Genomic DNA, 21,664 nt, shown 5'->3' on the forward strand with positions numbered 1-21,664 from the left:
GTTTTCGGACTGGGCATCGGTGGTCACGGACCGTCCTCCATCCATGTTCGGCCGTCGCGTTCGATCAGCGCGACGGCGGCGGAGGGGCCCCAGCTGCCGGCAACATAAGGGCGCGGGATTTCATTCATCTGGCTCCACGCCTGACGGATCGGGTCAATCCAGCGCCAAGCCGCTTCAACTTCGTCCCGGCGCATGAACAGGGTCGCATCTCCGCGGACCACATCCATCAACAGCCGCTCGTAAGCATCCGGCACAGAGACGTCGAATGCTTCCGCAAAGCTCATGTCGAGAGGGACATATTGCAACCGCATGCCGCCCGGTCCGGGCTCCTTGATCATGAGCCAGAGCTTGATTCCCTCGTCGGGCTGCAGACGGATCACGAGCCGCGTCTGCAGAGCCTTTCCCGAACTCGAATTGAAGATCGAATGAGGAACGTTCCTGAAGGTCACGACGATCTCGGAACTGCGCTGTTGCAGTCGCTTTCCGGTACGCAGATAGAAAGGAACGCCGGTCCAGCGCCAATTCGCAACGGCCGCCTTGAGCGCGACGAAAGTCTCGGTCGAGCTTTGGCGATCGGTGATCTCTTCCGCATAACCCGGAACCGCGATGCCGCTGCATGCGCCGGCGCGGTACTGACCCGGCACGGTCAGGGATGCCGCGTTCGTCTCGTCGATCCGTTCGAGCGATCTGAGGATTTTGAGCTTCTCATCGCGAACGGCGTCGGCTTCGAACGAATGTGGCGGCTCCATCGCTACCAGACAGAGCAACTGCAGAAGATGGTTCTGCACCATGTCGCGCAGGGCTCCGGACTTGTCGTAGTAGGTGCCGCGTTCCTCTACGCCGATGGACTCGGCGACCGTAATTTGTACATGGTCGATGTGCGCGGCATTCCACAGCGGTTCGAACAACGCATTGGCGAATCGCAGCGCCATCAAGTTCTGCACCGTCTCCTTGCCGAGATAGTGATCGATCCGGTAGACGCGTTCCTCCGGAAAGATCATCCCGACGGTTTGATTGAGCCGGATTGCGGATTCGAGATCCTTGCCGATCGGCTTCTCGATAACGATGCGGGAATCGCCTTTTGAAAGACCGTAGTGACCCAGCCTTTCGCAGATCGGTCCGAACAGATGCGGTGCCGTCGCCAGGTAGTGGACCTGGATGCGGTCGGCGTAGGCCGATAGAGCGGCCGCGAGTTCGGTCCAGCCGTTCTCGCCTTCCGCATCGGCAGCCATGTAGGAAATGCGGGCCAGGAAGCGATCGAGTTCGGGTCCCGTCGTTTCCGATGCCGGCACATGTTTCACGATCGCCGCGCGCACCATGGCGAGGAAGTCATCCCGCGACATTGCGCCGCGCGCGACGCCGAGAATGGCCGCTTCATCCGGCAGCTGGCCCGCAAAATCGCGGCGAAATAGCGCTGGCAACAGCTTGCGGCGTGCGAGATCGCCTGTCACGCCGAAAACGGTCAGGATGAAGGGAGCAACCGGGATCACGCGGCTGGTCATATCAGAGCCTTTCTCAATTCGAGCCCCTCTGATGTGCCGCGTTGCGTCCGTCACTCTGTCAAGCATGGCATGGCTCCGTACTGGCATCGATGTCGGCGGCGGTCGGCAGGTCGGCACCATCGCGGGAAACCGTGATGGCAGCGGCAGCCGTTGCGTAAGCGAGCAACTCGCGGATTGCCGGCAGATCGAGCGCCGCGATGGCCTCCGGATGGAGCCGTTCGGTTTTCGCGAGCTGCGCAAGCAGTGCCGCGTGGAATGTGTCGCCGGCGCCCACGGTGTCGCGCACGACCACGGAACGACCGGGCACTGAAACGCTTCCAGCGGCGGAAAAGGCGGTTGCCCCCTTCGCTCCCTCGGTCACCACCACCAGGCGCGCGCCGCACTTGAGCCAGTAGGCGGCCGCATCGGCAATTGAGACGCGACCGCCCCACGCAGCGCGAACATCCTCGTCACTCGCCTTGATCATCGTGGCTGTCCGGTAGAAGCGTTCCGCGGCGATGGCCCAGCTTTGCATATCGCTGACAACGGTTGGGCGGACGTTCGCATCGATGCTAATGACGCGGCGACCATGCTCGCGTCGAGCGAGTGCGGCAAATGTGGTGCCGACCGGCTCGACAGCCATCGAGTAAGAGCCGAAGGTCAGAGCCTGAATATCGTCCGGCAGCGTGCTGGGGAGGTGGGCAAGCTGAAGCGAACGGTCTGCCGCACCGTCGCCATGGAAGGCGTAGTTCGGTTGACCGTCGTCGGTTGTCGTCACGATCGAAATCGTGGACGGCCGGTCGGTGCGCACGAGGAAGCCATCATCCACGCCTTCGGAAGCCAGCCTGTCCGCGAGGAACGCGCCGAAGTGATCGTGCGAGATTCCGCTCAGGAAGGCTGTTCGAACGCCAAGCCGAGCGAGACCAATGGCGACATTGAATGGAGAGCCACCGGCAACGGCACGGGCCGACATTTCCGACCGGCCTAGCCTTGTCACAAATAGATCGATGAGAGCTTCGCCACAGACAAGAATCACGATGCGTCACCACTGTTTAACGCGACAAGCCTCGGGGCTGTCAGGCACTCGCGGGAAGAAGGATCCCCGCGAGGCACGATGATGCGCTCGGAGCGGACAGCCATGTCGTCGACCATGCTCAATCCTTGAAGAGCACGTCGTGATCGCGAGCGAATGCCGCGAGCAACGGCAAGGCCGCACCACCGATCGCGCGTGCATCGCGCCCGATCGAGCCTTCCACCACCACAGCGTCAGTGAGGCCCTGCCTGTCCATGCGGCCCCAATATTCGTTTGTCCGCTCGACGAGGCGACGACGCACGTCGACCGGAAAGGCCCCGTCGATGACAACGGCTTCAAAGTCGATCACGGCCAGCAATGCGGTGATGGCCTGCGCGAGGGCCTCGGCTGCTTCCGTGACCCACGCATCGAGAGGCTCCTCGAAGCTCGACCAATCGTTCGGCGAGAGCCAGATATCAGTGCCGGGTCGACCGGCAGCGATCACTTTGCGCTCCAGCTGATAGATGGAGGCGGTACGGATCAACTGCTGAAGGCTTGTCTCACCGTTTTCGTCCCGCCGGATGATTGGCATAGAGCCGAGGGCGCCCGCATTGCCACTGCGTCCCGGGAACAGACTGCCGTTCAAGACAATGCCGCCGCCGATGAAGGCGCCGACGTAGAAGTAAGCGAAATCGCGGTATGCTGCGCCAGCACCGAACGTGAGCTCTGCTGCGCATGCCGAAGTCGCGTCATTGCAGACGCGGACTGGCCAAGGGGCGAAGCGGCGCGAGAGTTCAGCAGCTACGTTGAAATCACGCCACTTGCCGAGCACGCCCGGCGGCGTTTGCAGATCAGCTTCCCAGTTCCACAGCTCAAACGGCATCGCGACGCCGACGCCGCTGATTCTGCTGTGCTGGGCTTCGGGCAATTCGGCGAGAAGAGTCGGTATCTCGCGTTGCGCAAAAGCCAAAATCTCTTCGGGCTCCGGGAAGGAATAAAGTGTGCGACGCCTGGCGCGGATGCCGGCGGTGAAGTCCATCAACACCAGATCGGAACTGCGCCGACCGATCATCAGACCAAGACCGAAAGCGCCGGCCGGGTTGAGCGAGTAGGGGACTGAAGGCTGGCCGATGCGGCCGCGCTGGGGTTCGCCTGCGAGCACCAAGCCATCGGCTTCCAACCGATTGATGATCACCGTCGTCGTTTGGGTCGAAAGCCCAGTCAGTCGCGCGATCTCGACCTTGGCGATACTGCGATGGCGCCGGATGAGGGAAAGGACCAGGCGTTCGTTATACAGTCTCATGCCCGTCTGGGTGCTGCCGCGGCTCTCGCCTGGCAACGCTACCGGCGGCTTAGCCTCTCTGACCGGTGCTGTTTCGTCCATCCTCGGCTCCGCAATTGATTGGTGTCGGCCATCGGGGCAGGTCCGTTGGCTCATTTCCTGAGCGGGTTGTCCTCCACAATGGAGCCAATCAGCGCTGGGTGTCAATAAATAAGTCGGCATGATTTATTTATTGACAGGCAGGTTTGCATCCCCTTAGGATCATTCAACACGCGGACGAACCGCGCAGGCAACAAATGCTCCAGGAGGGAATACATGCGTCAGTCATTCAGACTATTCGCAGCACTTGCGCTTACGTTGGGCGCCACCAGCGCATTCGCCGCCGACAAGCCGATCGTCGGGCTGATCACCAAGACCAACACCAATCCGTTCTTCGTGAAGATGAAGGCTGGCGCCGAGGAAGCAGCCAAGGCGAATGATGTCGAGCTGCGCTCGTTTGCCGGAAAGGTCGACGGCGACAACGAGAGCCAGGTGGCGGCCATTGAAAACCTGATCGCCGCCGGGGCCAAAGGCATCCTGATCACACCGAACGACTCCCGCGCCATCGTTCCGGCCGTTGAGAAGGCGCGGGCCGCGGGCATTCTGGTCATTGCCCTCGACACCCCGCTCGATCCGGCGAACGCGGCGGATGCGACGTTTGCCACCGACAATTTCCTGGCGGGTCAATTGATCGGCCAATGGGCCGCCAAGACGCTGGGTGCAAAGGCGGCATCGGCGAAGATTGCGCTGCTCGACCTCAACGTGAACCAGATCTCGGTCGACGTCGCCCGCGATCAGGGCTTTCTGAAAGGTTTTGGCATCGATCTCGGCAACCCCGCCAAGATCGGCGACGAGAAGGACGCGCGCATCGTCGGCCATGATGTGACGCTCGGCAGCGAGGAGGGCGGCCGCAAGGCGATGGAGAATCTGCTCCAGAAGAATCCCGACATCTCGCTCGTCTACACCATCAACGAGCCTGCGGCGGCCGGAGCCTACGAGGCCCTGCGCTCGGTTGGCCGCGACAAGGACGTGCTGATCGTTTCGGTCGACGGCGGTTGCCCCGGCGTGCGCAACGTGAAGGACGGCGTCATCGGTGCCACCTCCATGCAGTTCCCGCTACTGATGGCGGCGAAAGGCGTCGAAGCGGTGAAGGCGTTCGCTTCCGGCGGCGGCAAGCCGAAGGCGTCACCAGGCCTGGACTTCGTCAACACCGGTGTCGAGCTCGTCAGCGACAAGCCGGCCGGCGAGATGCCGTCGATCGACAGCGCCGCCGCCTTGAAGAAGTGCTGGGGCTGATCCCACCCTTGACTTGTAGCCGCCGGCAAGGACTGGCGTCCGCCATCCGGGCGCCAGAAAAAGCCGGGAACGCCAGCCCGAGATTGGATGGATGGGTCTTCGCATGCACCGAGGAAAACGGCCATGACCGATATCAGCACTAGTCGTCCCGCTGCCCAAGCTTTCGAGCTGGTGCTCGACAAGCGCGAGAGCCGGGTTGCCGAGTTCGAAGTCCGCGCAAGGTCGCCGCTGCAGAAGCTTCAGCACTTCCTGCACGCCAATCCGACGGCGGTGCCGGCAATTGTGCTCCTGCTCAGCATTGCTGCGTTCGGCATCACTGTCGGCCCGCGCTTTCTCTCGATGTTCAACCTGTCGCTGATCATCCAGCAGGTTACGATCATCGGCGTGATTGGCGCAGCGCAGACGTTGATCGTGATCACCGCCGGCATCGACCTGTCGGTTGGGGCCATCATGGTGCTGTGCTCCATTATCATGGGCAAGCTCGCGGTCACCATGGGGCTGCCAGCTCCGATCGCGCTCATTGTTGGTGTCGCCGCGGGCGCGGGATGCGGCGTGCTCAACGGAACGCTCGTGACGCGGCTCAAGCTGCCACCCTTTATCGTCACGCTTGGGACGTGGTCGATCTTCTTCGCGCTCAATCTTTGGTACTCGGCATCCGAGACCATCCGTTCCCAGGACGTGGCGAAGATCGCGCCGTTACTCCAGGCCTTGGGAACGCCAATGAACATCCTTGGCGCGCGCTTCACCTACGGCTCCTTCTTCATGCTCGGACTCGTGGCATTGATCTGGTTCGTGCTGAATCGTACAGCCTTTGGGCGCCATCTCTATGCGGTGGGCGACGATCCCGATGCAGCGCGGCTTGCCGGGATCCGGACCGACCGCATCCTTTTCAGCGTCTACGTGATCGCCGGCGTGATTTGCGCGCTCGGTGCCTGGGCATTGATCGGGCGCATTGGCTCGATCAGCCCGCAGGCCGGCCAGACCGCCAATCTGGACAGCATCACGGCGGTGGTCGTCGGTGGTGCCAGCCTGTTCGGTGGGCGTGGTTCGATCATCGGCACCCTGATCGGCGCTCTGATCGTCGGCGTCTTTCGCAACGGGCTCGCGTTGTCCGACGTCGACGTGCTCTGGCAGGAATTCGCCGTCGGTTGGCTGATCATCATCGCGGTGGCCCTCGATCAATGGATTCGCAAGGTGTCGGCATGAGCATTCAATGCAACAATCCCCAGCCGCTTCTGCAGGCGCGCGGCCTCGTCAAACGCTATGGTCGCGTGACGGCGCTCGATGATGCCGATTTCGATCTCTACCCCGGCGAAATCCTCGCCGTCATCGGAGACAATGGTGCAGGGAAGTCCTCGCTGATCCGCGCGCTTTCCGGAGCACTCGTTCCCAACGAGGGCGAGATTAGGCTTGATGGTACGCCCGTCGCGTTTCGCTCGCCTCTCGATGCGCAGGCTGCAGGCATCGAGACCGTGTACCAGACGCTTGCGCTATCCCCGAGTCTATCGATCGCCGACAACATGTTTCTCGGACGCGAATTGCGCCGCACGGGGCCGCTCGGCAAGATCTGCCGCATGCTCGATCGCAAGGCCATGCAGCGCATCGCTCGCGAGAAGCTCACAGAGCTCGGCCTTATGACTGTGCAGAATATCAATCAGCGCGTCGAGACGCTATCGGGCGGTCAGCGCCAGGGCGTAGCGGTGGCGAGGGCCGCGGCCTTCGGTTCGCGAGTGGTGATCTTGGACGAACCGACTGCGGCGCTCGGGGTCAAGGAATCCCGCCGCGTGCTGGAATTGATCCTCGATGTGCGGCGGCGAGGCGTTTCGGTCGTCCTGATCAGCCACAACATGCCGCATGTGTTCGAGATCGCCGATCGCATCCATATCCATCGGCTCGGTCGGCGGCTCACGGTGATCGATCCCAAGGCCTACACGATGTCGGATGCGGTCGCCTTCATGACCGGCGCTCGGGCACCGATCGAAGTCGCAGCGTGACAGGATTCGAGGGTCTCGTGACCTCGGGGCCGCGAGTACCCGTCATGGCCTCAGAAGCCGATTCGCAACGCGAGGCGAACGCCCGAGAAGAATATCGCACGTTTCGGGCGCCACGAGCCTAAAGGCGTAAGCGCTGAGCCCGCTTCGACACTCATGAACCGCCTCAGGCGAAGGACTGGATGAAATATCGTAGGTTCGGCTGGTGTGGGGAAGGGCGGTAGCATTCCCCGCTACCATACGATTTTGCACGCCAAGCTACGATGCTTCACAACTTTCCGCTCGCATGAGAGCGGCCCCCTCGATTTGCTGCCCCGGGGCCGATACGCCTTGCAACGATTTGCGCGTCGACAAATCCGAGAAGCTCGCTGAGGAAGCGCGCGCGGTGAGGGGGTACGAGGCCCAGCTCAGTGAGACTCGATCGGCCAAGAAAGGACGTTAGGGACTTACGAACTCGGATTGAAAGAAAGGTCCTGTTGTAAGCCCCAGCGCCTGAAGCTCTGCGCTGTGCCGGTCGACTTCCAGCATAGCGAGCAGCAGCGCAAGTGCCACTGCAATGAAGATGAGGAGCGGCGACGTTCCCCGGGGGGCATCAGGATTTGAAAACAGAGCACGAAAGGCTCGTAGCCGCGCGATCATCTGCAGATACGCGTTGGATCGTATATGCATGGCGTCGCCTTTGACGTTACCTAAACATTACGCCGTCGCTCGTCCCTATTCAAGAGAGCTGCCTTTAGCGAGGGTTACCGCCCTCGTATCGCAACATTAGATGATTGCGGTTGCTTGTTGTTGAGATGCATCAAGCCGGGAGGCCTTTGGCTCGATGTGCCCTTCGGATAGCATGATCATGCATCTGCACTCTCGGCACGCCTTGGAATACGCGATGACCCGGGTGTTTCTCGCCAGCCTTCTCACTGTCTTGCTGGCTCTCCTTCCGATCTGCGCGAGAGCACAGCTGAGGGGGCACGGCGGACCTGTACGAGCGATTGCGGTTTCCAAGGATGGCAAGACGGCCCTGTCCGGCAGCTTTGACACGGCTGCGATCCGCTGGTCGCTGAAGACGGAGGCGGCCGAGCAGGTGCTTCGATACCATACGGACGCTGTGAACGCGGTCGCATTCCTGAAGGATGGACGAATGGCCACCGCCGGAGCAGATGCGAGGATTGCGATCTGGACGCCGGGCAGAGCGCAACCCGATCAGGTCTTCGAGGGGCATCGCGCGCCAATTGCTTCGCTCGCTGTCTCGCCCGATGGCGCTAGCCTGGCGTCCGCCTCCTGGGATCACACGGTTCGCGTCTGGTCGCTTGCCGACGGCCAACCGCAGGTGTTCGACGGCCATACGCAGAATGTGAATGGCGTCGCTTTCACGCCGGATGGACGATCGGTGGTCAGCGTCGGCTACGATTATGAGTTGAGGATCTGGCCGTTGGCGGGCGGCAGGCCCGAGATCGTGGCGCTGCCCTCGCCTCTTAATGCGGTGGTCATAGGCGCGCAGGGCGAGATTGTAACGGCTGGCGCCGACGGCAAGGTACGCTTTCTGAACCCGGACGGGAGGCTGATCGGCAAGGTTCAAGGCGGCGCATCGCCAATCATTGCCCTGGCAATTTCTCCGGATGGCGCTTTGGTCGCGGCGGCGGGAATCGGCGGCACCATTTCCATCATTGATCGCAAGGCGCGAACCGTCGTGCGCACGTTGCTCAGTCCCGCTTCGCCGGTCTGGTCGGTGGCGTTCCTGCCCGATAACGCGACGTTGCTGAGTGGGGGCGCGGATGGCTTGATCAGGCGCTGGAATGCACGAACCGGCGACACGATCGGGCCGTCTCTGCCAAGCACGCCGCACGACCCGCTGGCCGCCTTCCAAGGAGATCACGGTGCCGAGGTATTCAGGGCCTGCGTGGCCTGTCACACCTTATCGGAGAAAGAGCCGCAACGCGCCGGCCCGACGCTCGCCGGTTTGTACGGCCGAAGGATCGCGTCTTTGCCGGGTTATCCCTTCTCCGAAGCGCTGAAGCACTTGAACATCGTCTGGACGCCCGAAACAGTCTCGAAACTGTTCGAACTCGGCCCCAGCACTTATACGCCTGGTACCAAGATGCCGGAGCAACGCATCGGATCGGCGGCCGACCGCAAGGCGCTCGCCGACTTTCTGGGGCGCGCCACCGCCAAATGATCAGCGTTTGATGTCGCGCTCGCGCAAATAATCGTCGGTCGTCCGAGGCGAAGCACGCTCGGGCACGCCCGGCAACGGATCGAACTGCTGCTCGCTCATGGTGACGACCCGGCAGTCGGCGCACATTCTGACCGCCTCAAGCCGCTTGTCGCCCGCGGGAAACATCCAGTGCCGGCCTTCGAGCTTGGCAGCGATCTTGTCGATCGTACTCTTCACGCCGAACGGCTTGTTGCAGCGGATGCAAAGCGCTGGCTCTTCTTCCTTGATTATCCTGGCCGGAGCTCTCGCGGCACGAAAATCGATCTGCGGCTTGAGAGTGATGACCTTTTCCGGACAGGTGCTCACGCACAATCCGCACTGCACACAGGCATCCTCGATGAATTTGAGCGCGGGACGTTCGGGATCGTCGCGAAGCGCGCCGGTCGGACAGGCCGAGACGCAAGACAGGCAGAGCGTGCAGCCATCGACATTGATGTTGACCGCACCCAACGGGGCGCCTTCAGGTAGCGCGATCACGTCCGTCGGCGCGGGTGCCACCCGGTGCAGTTCGCTCAAGGCGAACCGAAGTAGGTCGCGCCGCTTGCCGACGGTCCTGAAAGTTGCCGGCTGCGCAACATTCGGCCCTGGCTCGATCGCGCGCAGCGCAGCACCGAGCGCATCCGGGTCGTCGGTTTCGATGGTCGAAACCTGTCGGCCGGAAAACCCCAGTCCGGAAAGAATGGCATCGGCCATTGTAATGGTTTGGTAAAGCCCGGTCACGTCGTGGCGCGGCCTTGTCGGGAGAAGAAAGCGGGCCCCCGCCGCGCCATATGCAAAGGCGGCGACGATCGCTTCCAACCCGACCTGGGTCACCTCGTTCACGCAAAGGGGCAGCACATTTGCCGGAAGTCCGTCGCCATACCGGGCAAGCGCGTCGATCAGGTCGCTGCCGTGTTGGCGATCCTGGAACAGCACAAGGGGAGTGGCGCCGCCTGCCTCGCGATAGGTCAATAGCACCGCGCGCAATTTATGCAGTAGCGTATCTGCCGGCGGCACTGCATAGGAAGCTGCGCCTGTCGGGCAGGCGGCGGCACACTGGCCGCATCCGGCGCAGACCTCGGCATTGATGCTGACGTGGTCGCCGTCCGGCGTGATCGCGCCGGTCGGGCAAAGATCGAGGCAGCGATGGCAACCCGTCAGCTTCGAGCGCGCATGGGCACAGAGCTCCGCAGCGAAGCTGATAAATTTCGGTTTGTCGAATTTGCCCACGAGGTCGCGTGCCTCTAGCACCGCGCGCAGCATCGCAGCCGGGTCCCTCGGATCGGCTCGGAGGTAGCCGTCGCGCAAATCATGCGCCGGGAACATTGGTGCCCCGCCCGAGAGATCGAGCACGATGTCGCAGCGCGAGGTCAGGCCGCTGCGTGGGACTTCGAATACGAGCGCATCGCGCGAGGAGGGTCGGGGCGCTGCAAAATCATTGATCGCGAGCTCGAACGCTCCGAGATGTCCCTTGGCGCTGCGGATTGTTCCCATGACGATGGGGAAGGACGTCGTTGCTGGTGGTGCAAGCTGTCCCGGCCTCGTGATCATGACCGTGACGTCGAGGTGATCGGCGAGCAGCTTGCCGGCCTCGACCGCAACCTCGTCGCGGCCGTAGATCAGGATCACTCCGTCACTCGCCAAAGTGACGAACGGGAAGGCAGGCGCGGGCTCGGACGCCGCAGCGAGCAGCGCTGCCATTTTCGGGCCTGCTTGACTGCCGTCCACTGACCAGCCCGCCGTCTCGCGCAGGTTAACGAAATCGATTGTCGCTGAGCGCGCCTCCGCCTGCTCGGTTAAGCGTTGCGCTTCCTGGGAGCAGCCGATCAGGAGCGGACCCTCCACCTTTGCCGCACTGCAAAATTGATCGAACTGACCACGACAGAGCTGGCGGAACTGTCCGATTTCGCTGTTGCGGCATCCGCGCTTGATGGCGGCCGTGTCGAGGCGCATCGTGTCTTCGCACGAGCAAATCAGGATCGTTTTGGGTCGGTCCGCCATTCTGCGCTAGAGTTCCTTCAAGCCTGTACGGCAACGCGCGGACTCGCGCCGCCTCTTGCGCTCGGATAAACTATTCTCATAAGCGACGAAAAGAAAGCCGGAGGGCCGACCGTTGCAGACCGGCCATATGCGCTCGCAAGCTCCAGAGCCTATCAATCTGCCCCCGCCATTCACGCTGGTGAGGCTGCGTGAAAGCGGTGATGCCTTTGGCCACGCCATTTCGATTGCGGAGGAGAGCGGGGCAGGCACGCTGGCCTATGTAGGTCGGTTCGATCTCGCCGAATTCGCCGTCGTGCTCGAACCCAACGAGCCATTGCGCACCGCACGCCGTGCCTTCTACGCGGGCTTGGTGGCTTTGAGCGACGCGCTGCGCGCCCACGCGCCTCCGAACAAGGAGATCACGATTGATTGGCCCGATGCCATTCGCGTCGATGGCGGGCTTGTCGGCGGTGGACGGCTCGCCTGGCCGCCCTCCGCGAAGGAGAACGAGCCGCCGCGCTGGCTCGTCTTCGGTGCCATGATCCGGACGGTCGCAGCGACCGAGGAGCCCGGCCTGTATCCATTCGCCTCCGCATTGGACCAGGAAGGCTTTGGCGACGCCGGCGCGGTTCAGGTCGCAGAGAGTTTTGCACGACATCTGATGCTGACGCTCGACGCCTGGCAGGTCGATGGATTTGACCATGTCGCGCGCGACTACCTGGGCCGATTGTCGCGGGAGCAGCACGTCAGCCACGGGATCGCAACCAATGGCGATCTTCTATTGCGCCGGATCGGAACGGACAGGCTCGAACGGCGTGACCTGAAACAGGCGATGGTGTTGCCGTCCTGGCTCGACCCGGTGCAGGGAGGACCGCGCTTTTGAAGCTGTTGCGCACCATCGCGCTCGATCCATCCGACACATTCGTTTTTGATGTGGCGGCGGAGCCGGGGGACTGGGCGATATCAGGCGTGTTCCGTTTCTGCGACTGCGATCCGGCCAAGCTGATCGGCAAGCACCGAACGGCCTTTCGCAGCGGTTTTCTCGGAGTGCAGTCCTGGGGGTGGTCGACCCTGGCGCAGGTCGCGTACGCGACCGAGGACGACCGGCGGGCGCTCGTGCAACTCCTCGCAAGCCGGCTGGTCGAACGGTTCGGTGCTCCGGATTTTGCCATCGCATCCGCTGCGGCGGAGGAGGAGGTCGCCTTTGCGGATTCGCTCTGCACGCATCCCCTCGGCACGGTAATTGCCGTCCACCGTTCCGCCGATGACGGCGAGGTCCGTGAGTCCTTCCGCAGCTTGCGACTGCGCGAGGGGCAGGGGCACGGAAAGGCATTCTCATTCATGGAAGTGGCGGATGATGCTGAGCCCGACGGCGGCCTCGATCTGGCGGACACGAGCCGGGAGTGGTCGCGCCGATGAAGGATTTCTGGATCGCTTGTGGTCATCATCTGCTCGATCGCGATGCGAGCGGAAGGCTTGTGGTCACGGATGAGTTCTTAAAGGCCTATCTCGCACGTCCCGAATTGATGCCGCCGGATGATGCTTGCGCAGCCGAGCGCCGTTTGCATCGCCAATTACTGACAAATCCGCGCCTCCCGGTCGACGCCAAGGAGATCGGAGCGATCGCCGATGCCGATGCGCGGGAGAATTGGCGTTTCGTGCTGACCTTCCGAGACCTTCTGCTACGGCATGCCACACTGGAAGCAGCCTATCTTGCGCTGGTCCGGTCTCGCTCGATCAATTTGCCGCCGCTTTTCGTTAATCAGCTCGTGCATGTCATCTTGCGCAATGCGCTTGATGGCTGCGAGGATCCGTTTGTGCTTCGCGCCGCCGAGCTGTTCTTCCGGCCGCAGCGGCTCATTCCGCACGAATATTCGCTGCTTCTCGGGGACGAGGAAATCATCGGCGGACATGATTCCGCGCCGGTGCTGTCGCTGATATCCATGCTCGGCGCAAATATCGAGGCGCAGATCGACATCCTCAACGCTGCGAACGCTGACAGCTACTGGCTGCGCAGCGATCAGTGCGATCTCGCATTCGACCTGACCGGCGGAACGCGTGGACCGGCTGCGCTCGCGGAAGTCATCAGCAGATGGATTTCGCATTTGCTGGGCATTGATGCGGCAATCGAGCCGTTGATCGCACTGCGCGATGCGAAGCTGACCTGGTATGTCGGGCTGGATGCCGAAGCTACCCGAATAGGCGACAGGCTTTGGCATGGCGATGTGCTCGACCAGCGAACTTTGGGATGCGTGCTGGCCTTGTTTCGGCTCAGTATCGCTGATGCGGGTCTGGTCGTTGAATCCGTCGGGCGGGAGCCTGTGTATCTGATCCTCGCCATGACCCCCGACCAGCTGGTGCGGATGAAGCCTCAGAATCTCTTGACCGGGTTGCCCGTGAAGCATCTGGAGGCGGCGACGTGAGCCCTGCAGCCGAGCCGTTGTTGCGTATTCCCCTCGGCGTCGTAGTCGAACGCCGCAGGTCGGCGTCGCCGTGGACCGATCTTGTCTGGTGCGGCACTGCAGTATTGCCGGATGAACCTGACGTGACGCCGTGGACTCTCATACGCGAACAGGACGGCGTAGCGCTGTTCTACGCTGGTACGGCGACGGTCGACCTCTATCGATCCGAAGCCGGGCGTTACAGCGATAATCTTGCTAGTAGGACTCCGAGTGTATGGATCGTTTTGAGCCCTTCGGAGGGGGCTTGGCCCTACGTGGTTGCGGCTATCACTGCCGATCCCGCGGAGGCGGAAGCGTTCGCCGAAGCCGGCGCCAATCTCGTAGAGGCGGTGCCGATGCCGGCGATAGTTCGTGAGACGATTGAAAGCTTCATTGCCGAGCACTACGTCGAACGGGTATTCGTCAAGCGCGCGCGACGCCGCGCCGATCCAGAGGCGCTGGCGCATCGATCGAGTGAAAGCGGGCGGCGCCAATGAGTGACAAGGATTTGCAAGAGGCAGCTTTTCTCGCGCGCTGGTCTCGCCGCAAGCAGGAAGCGAGGGCGGGTGAACCTGCGGTCCAGCCCGGCGCAAACATTGGGCCGGACGACGTACCGCCGGCGGGTATTGCCGAAGCGCCTGCCAACCCGGCCATCGATCATTCCGGCCTGCCGCCAGTCGATTCCATCGATGCGACCACCGACGTCAGCGCTTTTTTGCGCAAGGGCATTCCGCAAGAGCTGAGCCGTGTGGCGCTGCGCCGGGCCTGGAGCGCAGATCCCGCGATCAGGGATTTTGTGGGGCCTGCGGAGAACGCCTGGGACTTCAACGATCCGATTGCGATGGAAGGTTTCGGGCTGCTTGGCTATTCTCCCGAGCGGCTCGAGGTGCTCGTCCCCCGCCTTGTTGGCGGCATGGTGCAGGCCGCGGACAGCCCGCCCGATTCAATTGCTGGGACGCTGACAAATGCCGAGGGCGCAGTCGCGCAAGCCTCACATCATCCCGTAGACACGGGCGAGCAGCCTGTTCCCGGCGAACAGCAATTCGGGCCTATCGCACCGCAACCTCCAACTGCGGTGCGCTGCGAGGCCGACGGCCCTCCCGTTCGGCGGCGCACACATGGCGGAGCACTGCCTCGTTAGCTGCGACCAAATGCTATAGCCTCAGGCTATGTGATTGATTGACCGCTTCCAAAGCTCACTCTAATCTCTAACAAGCAAACGCGATCCTGCGCTTGGCACCTGGAACGGGAGGTCCACGTGCGCGATGCGGGTCTCAATCTTGCGATCGGCGCGGCTGGTGGCGTCGCCCAACTTGCCCGCAAGATTGGCATTGCGCAGCCTTCGGTGTCGAACTGGAGCAGGATTCCGGCCGAACGCGTCATTGCGGTGGAGGCCGCGACCGGCGTATCGCGCGAAATCCTTCGCCCCGATCTCTACAAGCAGCTCGCTTCGCCGGATGTCACGGATCCGTCGGACGTTGCGCGTGCCCAGGAATATGCGCTGCTGGCGACCTTGCTCTCATCGGCGCCGTCGTCCGCGCTGCTGGCGCAGATCGTGCAACTGCGCGGCGATGCCACGCCGCTCGGGCAGGCGCATGTGGCTCTTGCCGAAGCCGCTGCCAGCACGCTCGCAGCCAACGTCGAGCGCGAATATTTCGATCTGTTCGTCGGTGTAGGCCGTGGCGAGCTGCTGCCTTACGCCTCCTATTACCTGACGGGCTTTCTCAACGAACGGCCGCTGTCGCGCTTGCGCGAGGATCTCGCCGTGCTCGGGATTGCGCGGGTAGAGACCAATTGCGAGCCGGAGGATCATGCCGCGACGCTGTGTGAAATCATGGCTGGCTTGGCGTCTGGCCGCTTCCCGGCCTCGCAAGACGCACAGCGTGCTTTCTTCGAAAAGCACATATCGCGCTGGATGGGGCGTTTGTTCGCCGATCTGGAGAAGGTCGAAAGCGCGAAATTCTATCGGCGGGTCGGAATGTTGGGCAGCGTGTTTCTGAAAATCGAATCCGAGGCCTTTGCGTTCGCCAATTGAGCGGCGGTGCTGGTGAAGGAGAGGTGCAATGAGTGACGAAACGAAAGCGACAGCCGGCCGCCGCGACTTCCTTCGCAGGATCGGCATCGGCACCGTCGGTGCGGGCGCAACGCTCGCCACGCCATTGATCGCGCCGGCGCAAGCTGACAGCGAGAGCAGCGATGAGAAGCGCAAGGCGCGCTACAAGGAAACCGATCACGTCAAGAAATATTACCGCGTCAATCGCTATCCGGGTTGAGGAGGCTGCCGTGCTGATCAAGAGAACACAGCGTTCCGAACTCGCTTCACATGGATCCGTCGCAGCCTCGCTGTCCGGGCAAAGCCATGGGCTTGACCGCCGCACTTTCCTGCGCCGCTCCGGCGTTGCCGGCGGCGCTCTTGCCGTGCTCGGAACGCTCCCGCTTGGCGGCGTCCGCAAGGCCGAGGCTGCCGCTGCCGGGCCGCTCACATCCGGCGCGACAATTCGCAAGAGCATCTGCACCCATTGCGCGGTGGGCTGCACGGTCACGGCCGAAGTCCTGAACGGGGTCTGGATCGGCCAGGAGCCAAGCTGGGATTCGCCGATCAATCGCGGATCGCATTGCGCCAAGGGCGCCTCGGTTCGCGAGCTTGTGCACAGCGAGCGCCGTTTGCGCTACCCGATGAAGCTCACGGGTGGGCAATGGACGCGCATCTCCTGGGATACTGCGGTCAATGAGATCGGCGACAAGCTGATGGAGATCCGCGAAAAATCCGGCCCCGATTCCGTCTATTGGCTGGGTTCGGCCAAGATGACCAACGAGGGCTCGTTTCTCTTTCGCAAGCTCGGCGCATTCTGGGGCACCAACAACACCGACCATCAAGCGCGAATCTGTCATTCGACGACCGTCACCGGGGTGGCCAACACCTGGGGCTACGGCGCGATGACAAACAGCTTCAACGACATTCGCAATTCGAAGACGTTGATCGTCTGGGGCGGCAATCCGGCGGAGGCGCATCCAGTCTCGTTGCAGCATTTGCTGGAAGGGGCGGAGCTGAACCGAGCCAACTTCATTGTCGTCGATCCGCGCCTGACGCGGACCGCGGCGCACGCCACTGAATATGTCCGCCTGCGGCCCGGCACTGATATCCCGGTGCTCTATGGCATGATGTGGCACATTCTCAAGAATGGCTGGGAGGACAAGGAATTCATTCAGCAACGTGTCTACGGCTTCGACGACGTTCGGAAGGAGATCGAGAAGTGGGCGCCGGACGAAGTTGAACGCGTAAGCGGTGTGCCCGGCGCGCAGCTTGAGCGCGTCGCCAAGATGTTCGCCACCGAAAAGCCTGCGACGCTGGTCTGGTGCATGGGCCAGACCCAGCACACGGTCGGCACCGCCAATGTGCGAACGAGCTGCATTGCACTGCTGCTCACCGGCAACGTCGGTAAGCCCGGGACGGGCGCCAACATCTTCCGTGGTCACGACAATGTCCAGGGCGCGACGGATGTTGGCCTCGATGTCGTGACGCTGCCGTTCTACTACGGACTTACCGAAGGCGCCTGGAAGCATTGGTCGAGGGTCTGGGAAGTCGACTACGACTATCTGCTTTCGCGCTTCGATGACAAGAAGATGATGGAAACGCCGGGTATCCCACTGACCCGCTGGTTCGACGCAGTGCTGCTGCCGAAGGCAGATGTCGCGCAGAAGGACAACGTCAGGGCGATGTTTGTGCAGGGGCACGCCAGCAACAGCATCACGCGCGTCCCTGAATCGCTCAAAGGCATGAAGGCGCTCGAGCTGCTCGTCGTTGCCGACCCGCATCCGACCACTTGGGCCTCGCTTTCGATGGAAGCAGGGCGCAAGGACGGCACTTATCTGCTGCCGGTTGCCACGCAGTTCGAGTGCAAGGGATCGCGTGTTGCTTCGAACCGCTCGCTGCAATGGGGTGAGCAGATCGTCAAGCCGGTGTTCGAATGCAAGGATGATCTTGAGGTCATCTATCTGATGGCGAAGAAACTGGGTTTCGCCGAAAAGATGTTCAAGAACATCAAGGTCGAGAATAATCTGCCAGAAGCAGAAGACGTGCTGCGCGAGATGAATCGCGGCAGCTGGTCGACCGGCTATTGCGGCCAATCGCCGGAGCGACTGAAGGCCCACATGAAGAACCAGGCCAAGTTCGATCTGGTCACCATGCGCGCACCCAAGGACGATCCGGAAGTCGGCGGCGATTACTACGGCCTGCCATGGCCATGCTGGGGCTCGCCCGAGGTGAAGCATCCTGGCACGCCGCTACTCTACAACACCAATCTCAGTGTGATGGATGGCGGCGGAACGTTCCGGGCTCGCTTCGGCGTCGAGCGTGAGGAGAAGCTGCCCGATGGCACCACGCGCAAGGTCAGCCTGCTGGCGGACAAGTCCTATTCAAAGGATTCGGAGATCAAGGACGGCTATCCGGAATTCACGCTGGCAAGCCTGAAGAAGCTGGGCTGGGACAAGGACCTCACCGAGTCCGAAACGGCCACGATCATGAACGTTAACCCGGCCAATCCTGATGCTGTCTCCTGGTCGCTCGACCTCTCCGGCGGCATCCAGCGCGTGGCGCTGAAGCATAATTGCGTGCCCTACGGCAACGGCAAGGCGCGCATGAATGCCTGGAACCTGCCAGATCCGATTCCCGTCCATCGCGAACCGATCTACACGCCGCGGGTCGAACTGGTCTCCAAATATCCGACCTTGCCGGATGCCAAGCAGTTCCGCCTGCCCAATATTGGCCTCACCGTTCAGAAGACCGCGGTAGAGAAAGGGATTGCAAAGCAATTTCCGTTGATCCTGTCCTCGGGGCGCCTGGTCGAATACGAGGGCGGGGGCGAGGAGACGCGGACCAATCCATGGCTCGCCGAACTGCAGCAGGACATGTTCATCGAGATCAACACTGCGGATGCCGCCGATCGCGGCATTAAGGACGGTGGTTGGGTCTGGGTGAGCGGCGCCGAGAACAGCTCGCGCGCCAGAGTGAAAGCACTGGTCACCGATCGGGTCGGCAAGGGCGTCGCCTGGATGCCGTTCCATTTTGGCGGCTGGTTCGCCGGCAAGGATCTGCGCAAGAACTATCCGCTGGGCACCGATCCCATCGTGCTCGGCGAAAGTGCCAACACGATCACGACCTACGGCTACGATCCTGCGACCGGCATGCAGGAGCCGAAGGTTACGCTCTGTCAGATCGTCGCAGCGTAGGAGGAGCAACGAAAATGGCTCGGATGAAATTTCTCTGCGACGCCGACCGTTGCATCGAGTGCAACGCCTGCGTAACCGCGTGCAAGAACGAGCACGAGGTGCCATGGGGCATCAACCGGCGCCGAGTCGTCACGCTCAACGACGGCAAGCCTGGCGAGCGCTCGATCTCGATGGCCTGCATGCATTGCACCGATGCGCCGTGCGCGGCAGTCTGCCCGGTGAACGCGTTCTATACGACCGCCGATGGCGTGGTGCTGCACTCCAAGGACATTTGCATTGGTTGCGGCTATTGCTTTTACGCGTGTCCGTTCGGCGCCCCGCAATATCCGCAACTCGGCAATTTCGGCTCGCGCGGCAAGATGGACAAATGCACGTTCTGCGCCGGCGGGCCCGAGGCTGACGGCAGCAAGGAAGAGTACGAGAAATATGGCGCGAACCGTCTGGCGGAAGGCAAGCTGCCGCTCTGCGCGGAGATGTGCTCGACCAAATCGCTGCTGGCCGGCGATGGTGAGATCATCGCCCAGATCTACAAGGAGCGCGTGATGAAGCGCGGTTACGGCTCAGGCGCCTGGGGCTGGAAGACCGCCTATCACGAGACGATCGAGTCCTAGACGCAGAGTATCGACCGCGGCCGCGTCAAATTGGGAGGATATCTATGGCCTCACTCGCACGAATACTCCGCCTGGCTGTCTGCGCGTGGGCGTTCCTGATCATCTTGGCGGCCGCAGCGCCTGCATCCGCTCAGAATTCGGTCAACCCGACCGCCAGTTCGGTGAAGGAGCAGCAGCTGCTTCAACAGCTCGATCGAATCCAGGGTCGTGTCAGCATTCCCGACCAGCGCTCAAGCGTGCTCGAGCAACCTGCGGGGCGCGACTGGCGCGAATTCCGCAACGTCACGCTGCATTGGATCGGCGGCATCGCGATCCTCGGCATGCTCGTGCTTCTTGTCGCGTTCTATCTGATTTTCGGCTCTGTGAAGCTGGAGAGCGGTCGGTCCGGTCGGACCATCGTTCGCTTCAACGCGTTTGAGCGGTTCGTGCACTGGATGACCGCGACCTGTTTCATTATTCTCGCCATCTCGGGCTTGAACATCACCTTCGGCCGTCCGCTGCTGCTACCGCTGATCGGCCTGGAAACATTTTCGGAATGGTCGCAATGGGCGAAGTACGCCCACAACTATCTGAGCTTCCCGTTCACCATCGGCGTGGTATTGATTTTCCTGATGTGGATCGCCGGCAACATTCCGAACAAGGTGGATATCGACTGGATGAGGCGAGGAGGCGGCCTGGTCGGCCATGACCATCCGCCGGCCTATCGGTTCAACGCGGGCCAGAAGACAATCTATTGGATCGTGGTCATCGGCGGCGGCTTGGTAGCGGCCACCGGATATCAGCTGATGTTCCCCTTCTACTTGTCTGGTGTTGAGGGGATGCAGCTTACGCAGATGGTCCACTCCGTTGTTGCCGTCCTGTTCGTGGCGGCGATGCTGGCGCATATCTACATCGGCACGATTGGAATGGAAGGCGCGTTTGAGGCGATGGGCACAGGCACGGTAGACGTGAACTGGGCCGAGGAACACCACAGCCTGTGGCTGAAAGAACAAAATGCCCGGGCTGGCGTCAATGATGGGCGGCCTCAGCCAGCCACAACAGCAGCGGAGTAGGCTGTGATCTCTCATGGAAAACCACAATGAAAGCTTTCTTGCTGTCCTGCGCGGCCGCCATCCTCGTAGCCGCCGCCGGTGCCGCCGTTCTTAACAGCGTGCAGGAACCTGTGGCGCAGGCCTTTTCAACCTCGGCGGTGCGACTCTAGGCCCCCGAGCCGGCGTTGCCCGAAAATCGCATTTCCGGCAACGGACCGCTTGCCGGAGCGAGACGTCCGATCGAAGCTGGAGGATGAGGGCTGACGCGACGTCGGGCCGAAACATGCAGTTCAATCGTGCGCTTGGTCTTGAAGGAGGTATCGCAACTTGGTCGGGTGTGGGGAAAAGCGATAGCAGACCCCCGCTACAACATCCACCTTGGGTCGCCGCCACAAGAAGCCCATCAAGCTTCACTTCATGCGTCCTGCGCTGCGGACGGGCGGCGCCGAGCGGTTCATCACGCCGGTAGCACCGTGCGCGCCGCTGTCGAATCCCCCTGCCGCCATCCGCCGCCTAGGAACTTTTCCGCACGATCATAGCTTGAATCCTCGGGTCAGCATCGCCGCCGATGGCTGGCCCGCGTGGTCCCACCTCCAAGTCCCCCAGCCCCCCCAGGGTGGGACCGCGCTCCACGATGAGGAGATGCAATTGTCCGGGCCGAGCGAGCAGGAGATCAGAGAGCGCGCTCACCAATTGTGGGAGCGCGCCGGCAAGCCCGAAGGCCGCGAGGACGAATTCTGGCACGCGGCCGAGCAGGAGCTGCGCAACGAGGACAGGTCGGACACGATGCGGACGCCGGATACGCTATGAAAAGGCCATGTCCCTTCTGCGGCGGTCTGGGCTGGGTTTGCGAACAGCATCCGCTGCGGGCCTGGACTGAAAAGGCCGGCGGCTGCCGATGCGGTGAAGGCATGCCGTGCACCTGCAACACGGCAGAGGATCCGGAAACGAGGGCCGTGATTGTCGAAGCGGACACGATCTGGCATTGGGGAGCGGGCCGCCTGCGCTCGTCAGGGATTGTACTTTCCGATCGCAAAAAAGCCGCCGGGGTCTTCACCCCAACGGCTTCGAAAGTCCGTAGCT

At 62.2% G+C, this 21,664-nt stretch carries 19 protein-coding genes; 15 read left to right on the forward strand and 4 right to left on the reverse strand.

Annotated elements, in window-relative coordinates; all coding sequences use genetic code 11:
• Positions 1-23: 23 nt before the first annotated feature.
• The 3 genes from zwf to XH88_RS22275 form a co-directional block, all read right to left on the reverse strand.
• On the reverse strand, positions 24-1,502 hold the full coding sequence (gene zwf / locus XH88_RS22265) for a glucose-6-phosphate dehydrogenase (RefSeq protein WP_271670436.1): 1,479 nt from the start codon (positions 1,500-1,502) through the stop codon (positions 24-26).
• A gap of 58 nt (positions 1,503-1,560) precedes the next feature.
• The gene (locus XH88_RS22270) at positions 1,561-2,517 is read right to left on the reverse strand and encodes a carbohydrate kinase family protein (protein ID WP_271670437.1); all 957 of its coding nucleotides are present in this window, start codon (positions 2,515-2,517) and stop codon (positions 1,561-1,563) included.
• 118 nt (positions 2,518-2,635) lie between these two features.
• The gene (locus XH88_RS22275) at positions 2,636-3,877 is read right to left on the reverse strand and encodes an ROK family transcriptional regulator (protein WP_271670438.1); all 1,242 of its coding nucleotides are present in this window, start codon (positions 3,875-3,877) and stop codon (positions 2,636-2,638) included.
• 213 nt (positions 3,878-4,090) lie between these two features.
• On the opposite strand from XH88_RS22275, the gene XH88_RS22280 reads away from it, so the two are divergent.
• From XH88_RS22280 to XH88_RS22295, 4 genes are all read left to right on the forward strand, one after another.
• Positions 4,091-5,110 (forward strand): sugar ABC transporter substrate-binding protein, encoded by a 1,020-nt coding sequence (locus tag XH88_RS22280; protein ID WP_271670439.1) that lies wholly within the window; start codon positions 4,091-4,093, stop codon positions 5,108-5,110.
• A gap of 123 nt (positions 5,111-5,233) precedes the next feature.
• Positions 5,234-6,316, forward strand: a complete 1,083-nt coding sequence (locus XH88_RS22285) for an ABC transporter permease (protein WP_271670440.1) — start codon at positions 5,234-5,236, stop codon at positions 6,314-6,316.
• Positions 6,292-7,104 (forward strand): ATP-binding cassette domain-containing protein, encoded by an 813-nt coding sequence (locus XH88_RS22290; protein ID WP_271670441.1) that lies wholly within the window; start codon positions 6,292-6,294, stop codon positions 7,102-7,104. The genes XH88_RS22285 and XH88_RS22290 overlap by 25 nt, the downstream gene beginning before the upstream one ends.
• Positions 7,105-7,984: 880 nt before the next feature.
• Entirely contained in the window at positions 7,985-9,271 is a 1,287-nt protein-coding gene (locus tag XH88_RS22295; RefSeq protein WP_271670473.1) for a c-type cytochrome, read from the forward strand.
• Here the strand turns inward: XH88_RS22295 and XH88_RS22300 are convergent, their stop codons facing one another.
• Positions 9,272-11,242 (reverse strand): 4Fe-4S binding protein, encoded by a 1,971-nt coding sequence (locus XH88_RS22300; protein ID WP_271670442.1) that lies wholly within the window; start codon positions 11,240-11,242, stop codon positions 9,272-9,274.
• A 175-nt stretch (positions 11,243-11,417) separates the two neighbouring features.
• Between XH88_RS22300 and XH88_RS22305 the strand changes: the two genes are divergently transcribed.
• The 11 genes from XH88_RS22305 to XH88_RS22355 all read left to right on the forward strand — a co-directional run bounded on the left by XH88_RS22305 (position 11,418) and on the right by XH88_RS22355 (position 21,391).
• On the forward strand, positions 11,418-12,152 hold the full coding sequence (locus XH88_RS22305) for a biotin/lipoate--protein ligase family protein (RefSeq protein WP_271670474.1): 735 nt from the start codon (positions 11,418-11,420) through the stop codon (positions 12,150-12,152).
• The gene (locus tag XH88_RS22310) at positions 12,149-12,688 is read left to right on the forward strand and encodes a DUF6505 family protein (RefSeq protein ID WP_271670443.1); all 540 of its coding nucleotides are present in this window, start codon (positions 12,149-12,151) and stop codon (positions 12,686-12,688) included. The genes XH88_RS22305 and XH88_RS22310 overlap by 4 nt, the downstream gene beginning before the upstream one ends.
• A complete protein-coding gene (locus tag XH88_RS22315) occupies positions 12,685-13,692 on the forward strand; it encodes a DUF6352 family protein (RefSeq protein ID WP_271670475.1) in 1,008 nt (335 codons plus the stop codon). The genes XH88_RS22310 and XH88_RS22315 overlap by 4 nt, the downstream gene beginning before the upstream one ends.
• Complete coding sequence (locus tag XH88_RS22320) at positions 13,689-14,207, forward strand: DUF3305 domain-containing protein (RefSeq protein WP_271670444.1); 519 nt, start codon at positions 13,689-13,691, stop codon at positions 14,205-14,207. Before XH88_RS22315 ends, XH88_RS22320 begins: the two co-directional genes overlap by 4 nt.
• The gene (locus tag XH88_RS22325) at positions 14,204-14,851 is read left to right on the forward strand and encodes a DUF3306 domain-containing protein (protein WP_271670445.1); all 648 of its coding nucleotides are present in this window, start codon (positions 14,204-14,206) and stop codon (positions 14,849-14,851) included. The genes XH88_RS22320 and XH88_RS22325 overlap by 4 nt, the downstream gene beginning before the upstream one ends.
• A 117-nt stretch (positions 14,852-14,968) precedes the next feature.
• Positions 14,969-15,745 carry a molecular chaperone TorD family protein gene (locus XH88_RS22330; protein ID WP_271670446.1) on the forward strand — a complete coding sequence of 259 codons (777 nt, stop codon included), beginning with the start codon at positions 14,969-14,971 and terminating at the stop codon, positions 15,743-15,745.
• Between the two features lie 28 nt (positions 15,746-15,773).
• The gene (locus tag XH88_RS22335; protein WP_271670447.1) at positions 15,774-15,983 is read left to right on the forward strand and encodes a twin-arginine translocation signal domain-containing protein; all 210 of its coding nucleotides are present in this window, start codon (positions 15,774-15,776) and stop codon (positions 15,981-15,983) included.
• Between the two features lie 10 nt (positions 15,984-15,993).
• A complete protein-coding gene (locus XH88_RS22340) occupies positions 15,994-18,939 on the forward strand; it encodes a formate dehydrogenase subunit alpha (protein WP_271670448.1) in 2,946 nt (981 codons plus the stop codon).
• A 14-nt stretch (positions 18,940-18,953) separates the two neighbouring features.
• Complete coding sequence (gene fdh3B / locus XH88_RS22345) at positions 18,954-19,550, forward strand: formate dehydrogenase FDH3 subunit beta (protein ID WP_271670449.1); 597 nt, start codon at positions 18,954-18,956, stop codon at positions 19,548-19,550.
• A gap of 44 nt (positions 19,551-19,594) precedes the next feature.
• The gene (locus XH88_RS22350) at positions 19,595-20,602 is read left to right on the forward strand and encodes a formate dehydrogenase subunit gamma (RefSeq protein ID WP_271670450.1); all 1,008 of its coding nucleotides are present in this window, start codon (positions 19,595-19,597) and stop codon (positions 20,600-20,602) included.
• A gap of 621 nt (positions 20,603-21,223) precedes the next feature.
• On the forward strand, positions 21,224-21,391 hold the full coding sequence (locus tag XH88_RS22355; RefSeq protein WP_442868462.1) for a DUF2934 domain-containing protein: 168 nt from the start codon (positions 21,224-21,226) through the stop codon (positions 21,389-21,391).
• Positions 21,392-21,664 lie beyond the last annotated feature (273 nt).

It is taken from the genome of Bradyrhizobium sp. CCBAU 51627 (assembly GCF_028128765.1).
In the GTDB taxonomy this organism is placed as follows: domain Bacteria; phylum Pseudomonadota; class Alphaproteobacteria; order Rhizobiales; family Xanthobacteraceae; genus Bradyrhizobium.

Coding starts and splice junctions, on each gene's coding strand:
- XH88_RS22325 (WP_271670445.1), top strand. CDS start 14,204: ATGAGTGACAAGGATTTGCAAGAGGCAGCTTTTCTCGCGCGCTGGTCT.
- XH88_RS22300 (WP_271670442.1), bottom strand. CDS start 11,242: ATGCGCCTCGACACGGCCGCCATCAAGCGCGGATGCCGCAACAGCGAA.
- XH88_RS22350 (WP_271670450.1), top strand. CDS start 19,595: ATGGCCTCACTCGCACGAATACTCCGCCTGGCTGTCTGCGCGTGGGCG.
- XH88_RS22280 (WP_271670439.1), top strand. CDS start 4,091: ATGCGTCAGTCATTCAGACTATTCGCAGCACTTGCGCTTACGTTGGGC.
- XH88_RS22295 (WP_271670473.1), top strand. CDS start 7,985: ATGACCCGGGTGTTTCTCGCCAGCCTTCTCACTGTCTTGCTGGCTCTC.
- XH88_RS22355 (WP_442868462.1), top strand. CDS start 21,224: ATGCAATTGTCCGGGCCGAGCGAGCAGGAGATCAGAGAGCGCGCTCAC.
- XH88_RS22285 (WP_271670440.1), top strand. CDS start 5,234: ATGACCGATATCAGCACTAGTCGTCCCGCTGCCCAAGCTTTCGAGCTG.
- XH88_RS22335 (WP_271670447.1), top strand. CDS start 15,774: ATGAGTGACGAAACGAAAGCGACAGCCGGCCGCCGCGACTTCCTTCGC.
- fdh3B (WP_271670449.1), top strand. CDS start 18,954: ATGGCTCGGATGAAATTTCTCTGCGACGCCGACCGTTGCATCGAGTGC.
- XH88_RS22315 (WP_271670475.1), top strand. CDS start 12,685: ATGAAGGATTTCTGGATCGCTTGTGGTCATCATCTGCTCGATCGCGAT.
- zwf (WP_271670436.1), bottom strand. CDS start 1,502: ATGACCAGCCGCGTGATCCCGGTTGCTCCCTTCATCCTGACCGTTTTC.
- XH88_RS22275 (WP_271670438.1), bottom strand. CDS start 3,877: ATGGACGAAACAGCACCGGTCAGAGAGGCTAAGCCGCCGGTAGCGTTG.
- XH88_RS22305 (WP_271670474.1), top strand. CDS start 11,418: ATGCGCTCGCAAGCTCCAGAGCCTATCAATCTGCCCCCGCCATTCACG.
- XH88_RS22290 (WP_271670441.1), top strand. CDS start 6,292: ATGGATTCGCAAGGTGTCGGCATGAGCATTCAATGCAACAATCCCCAG.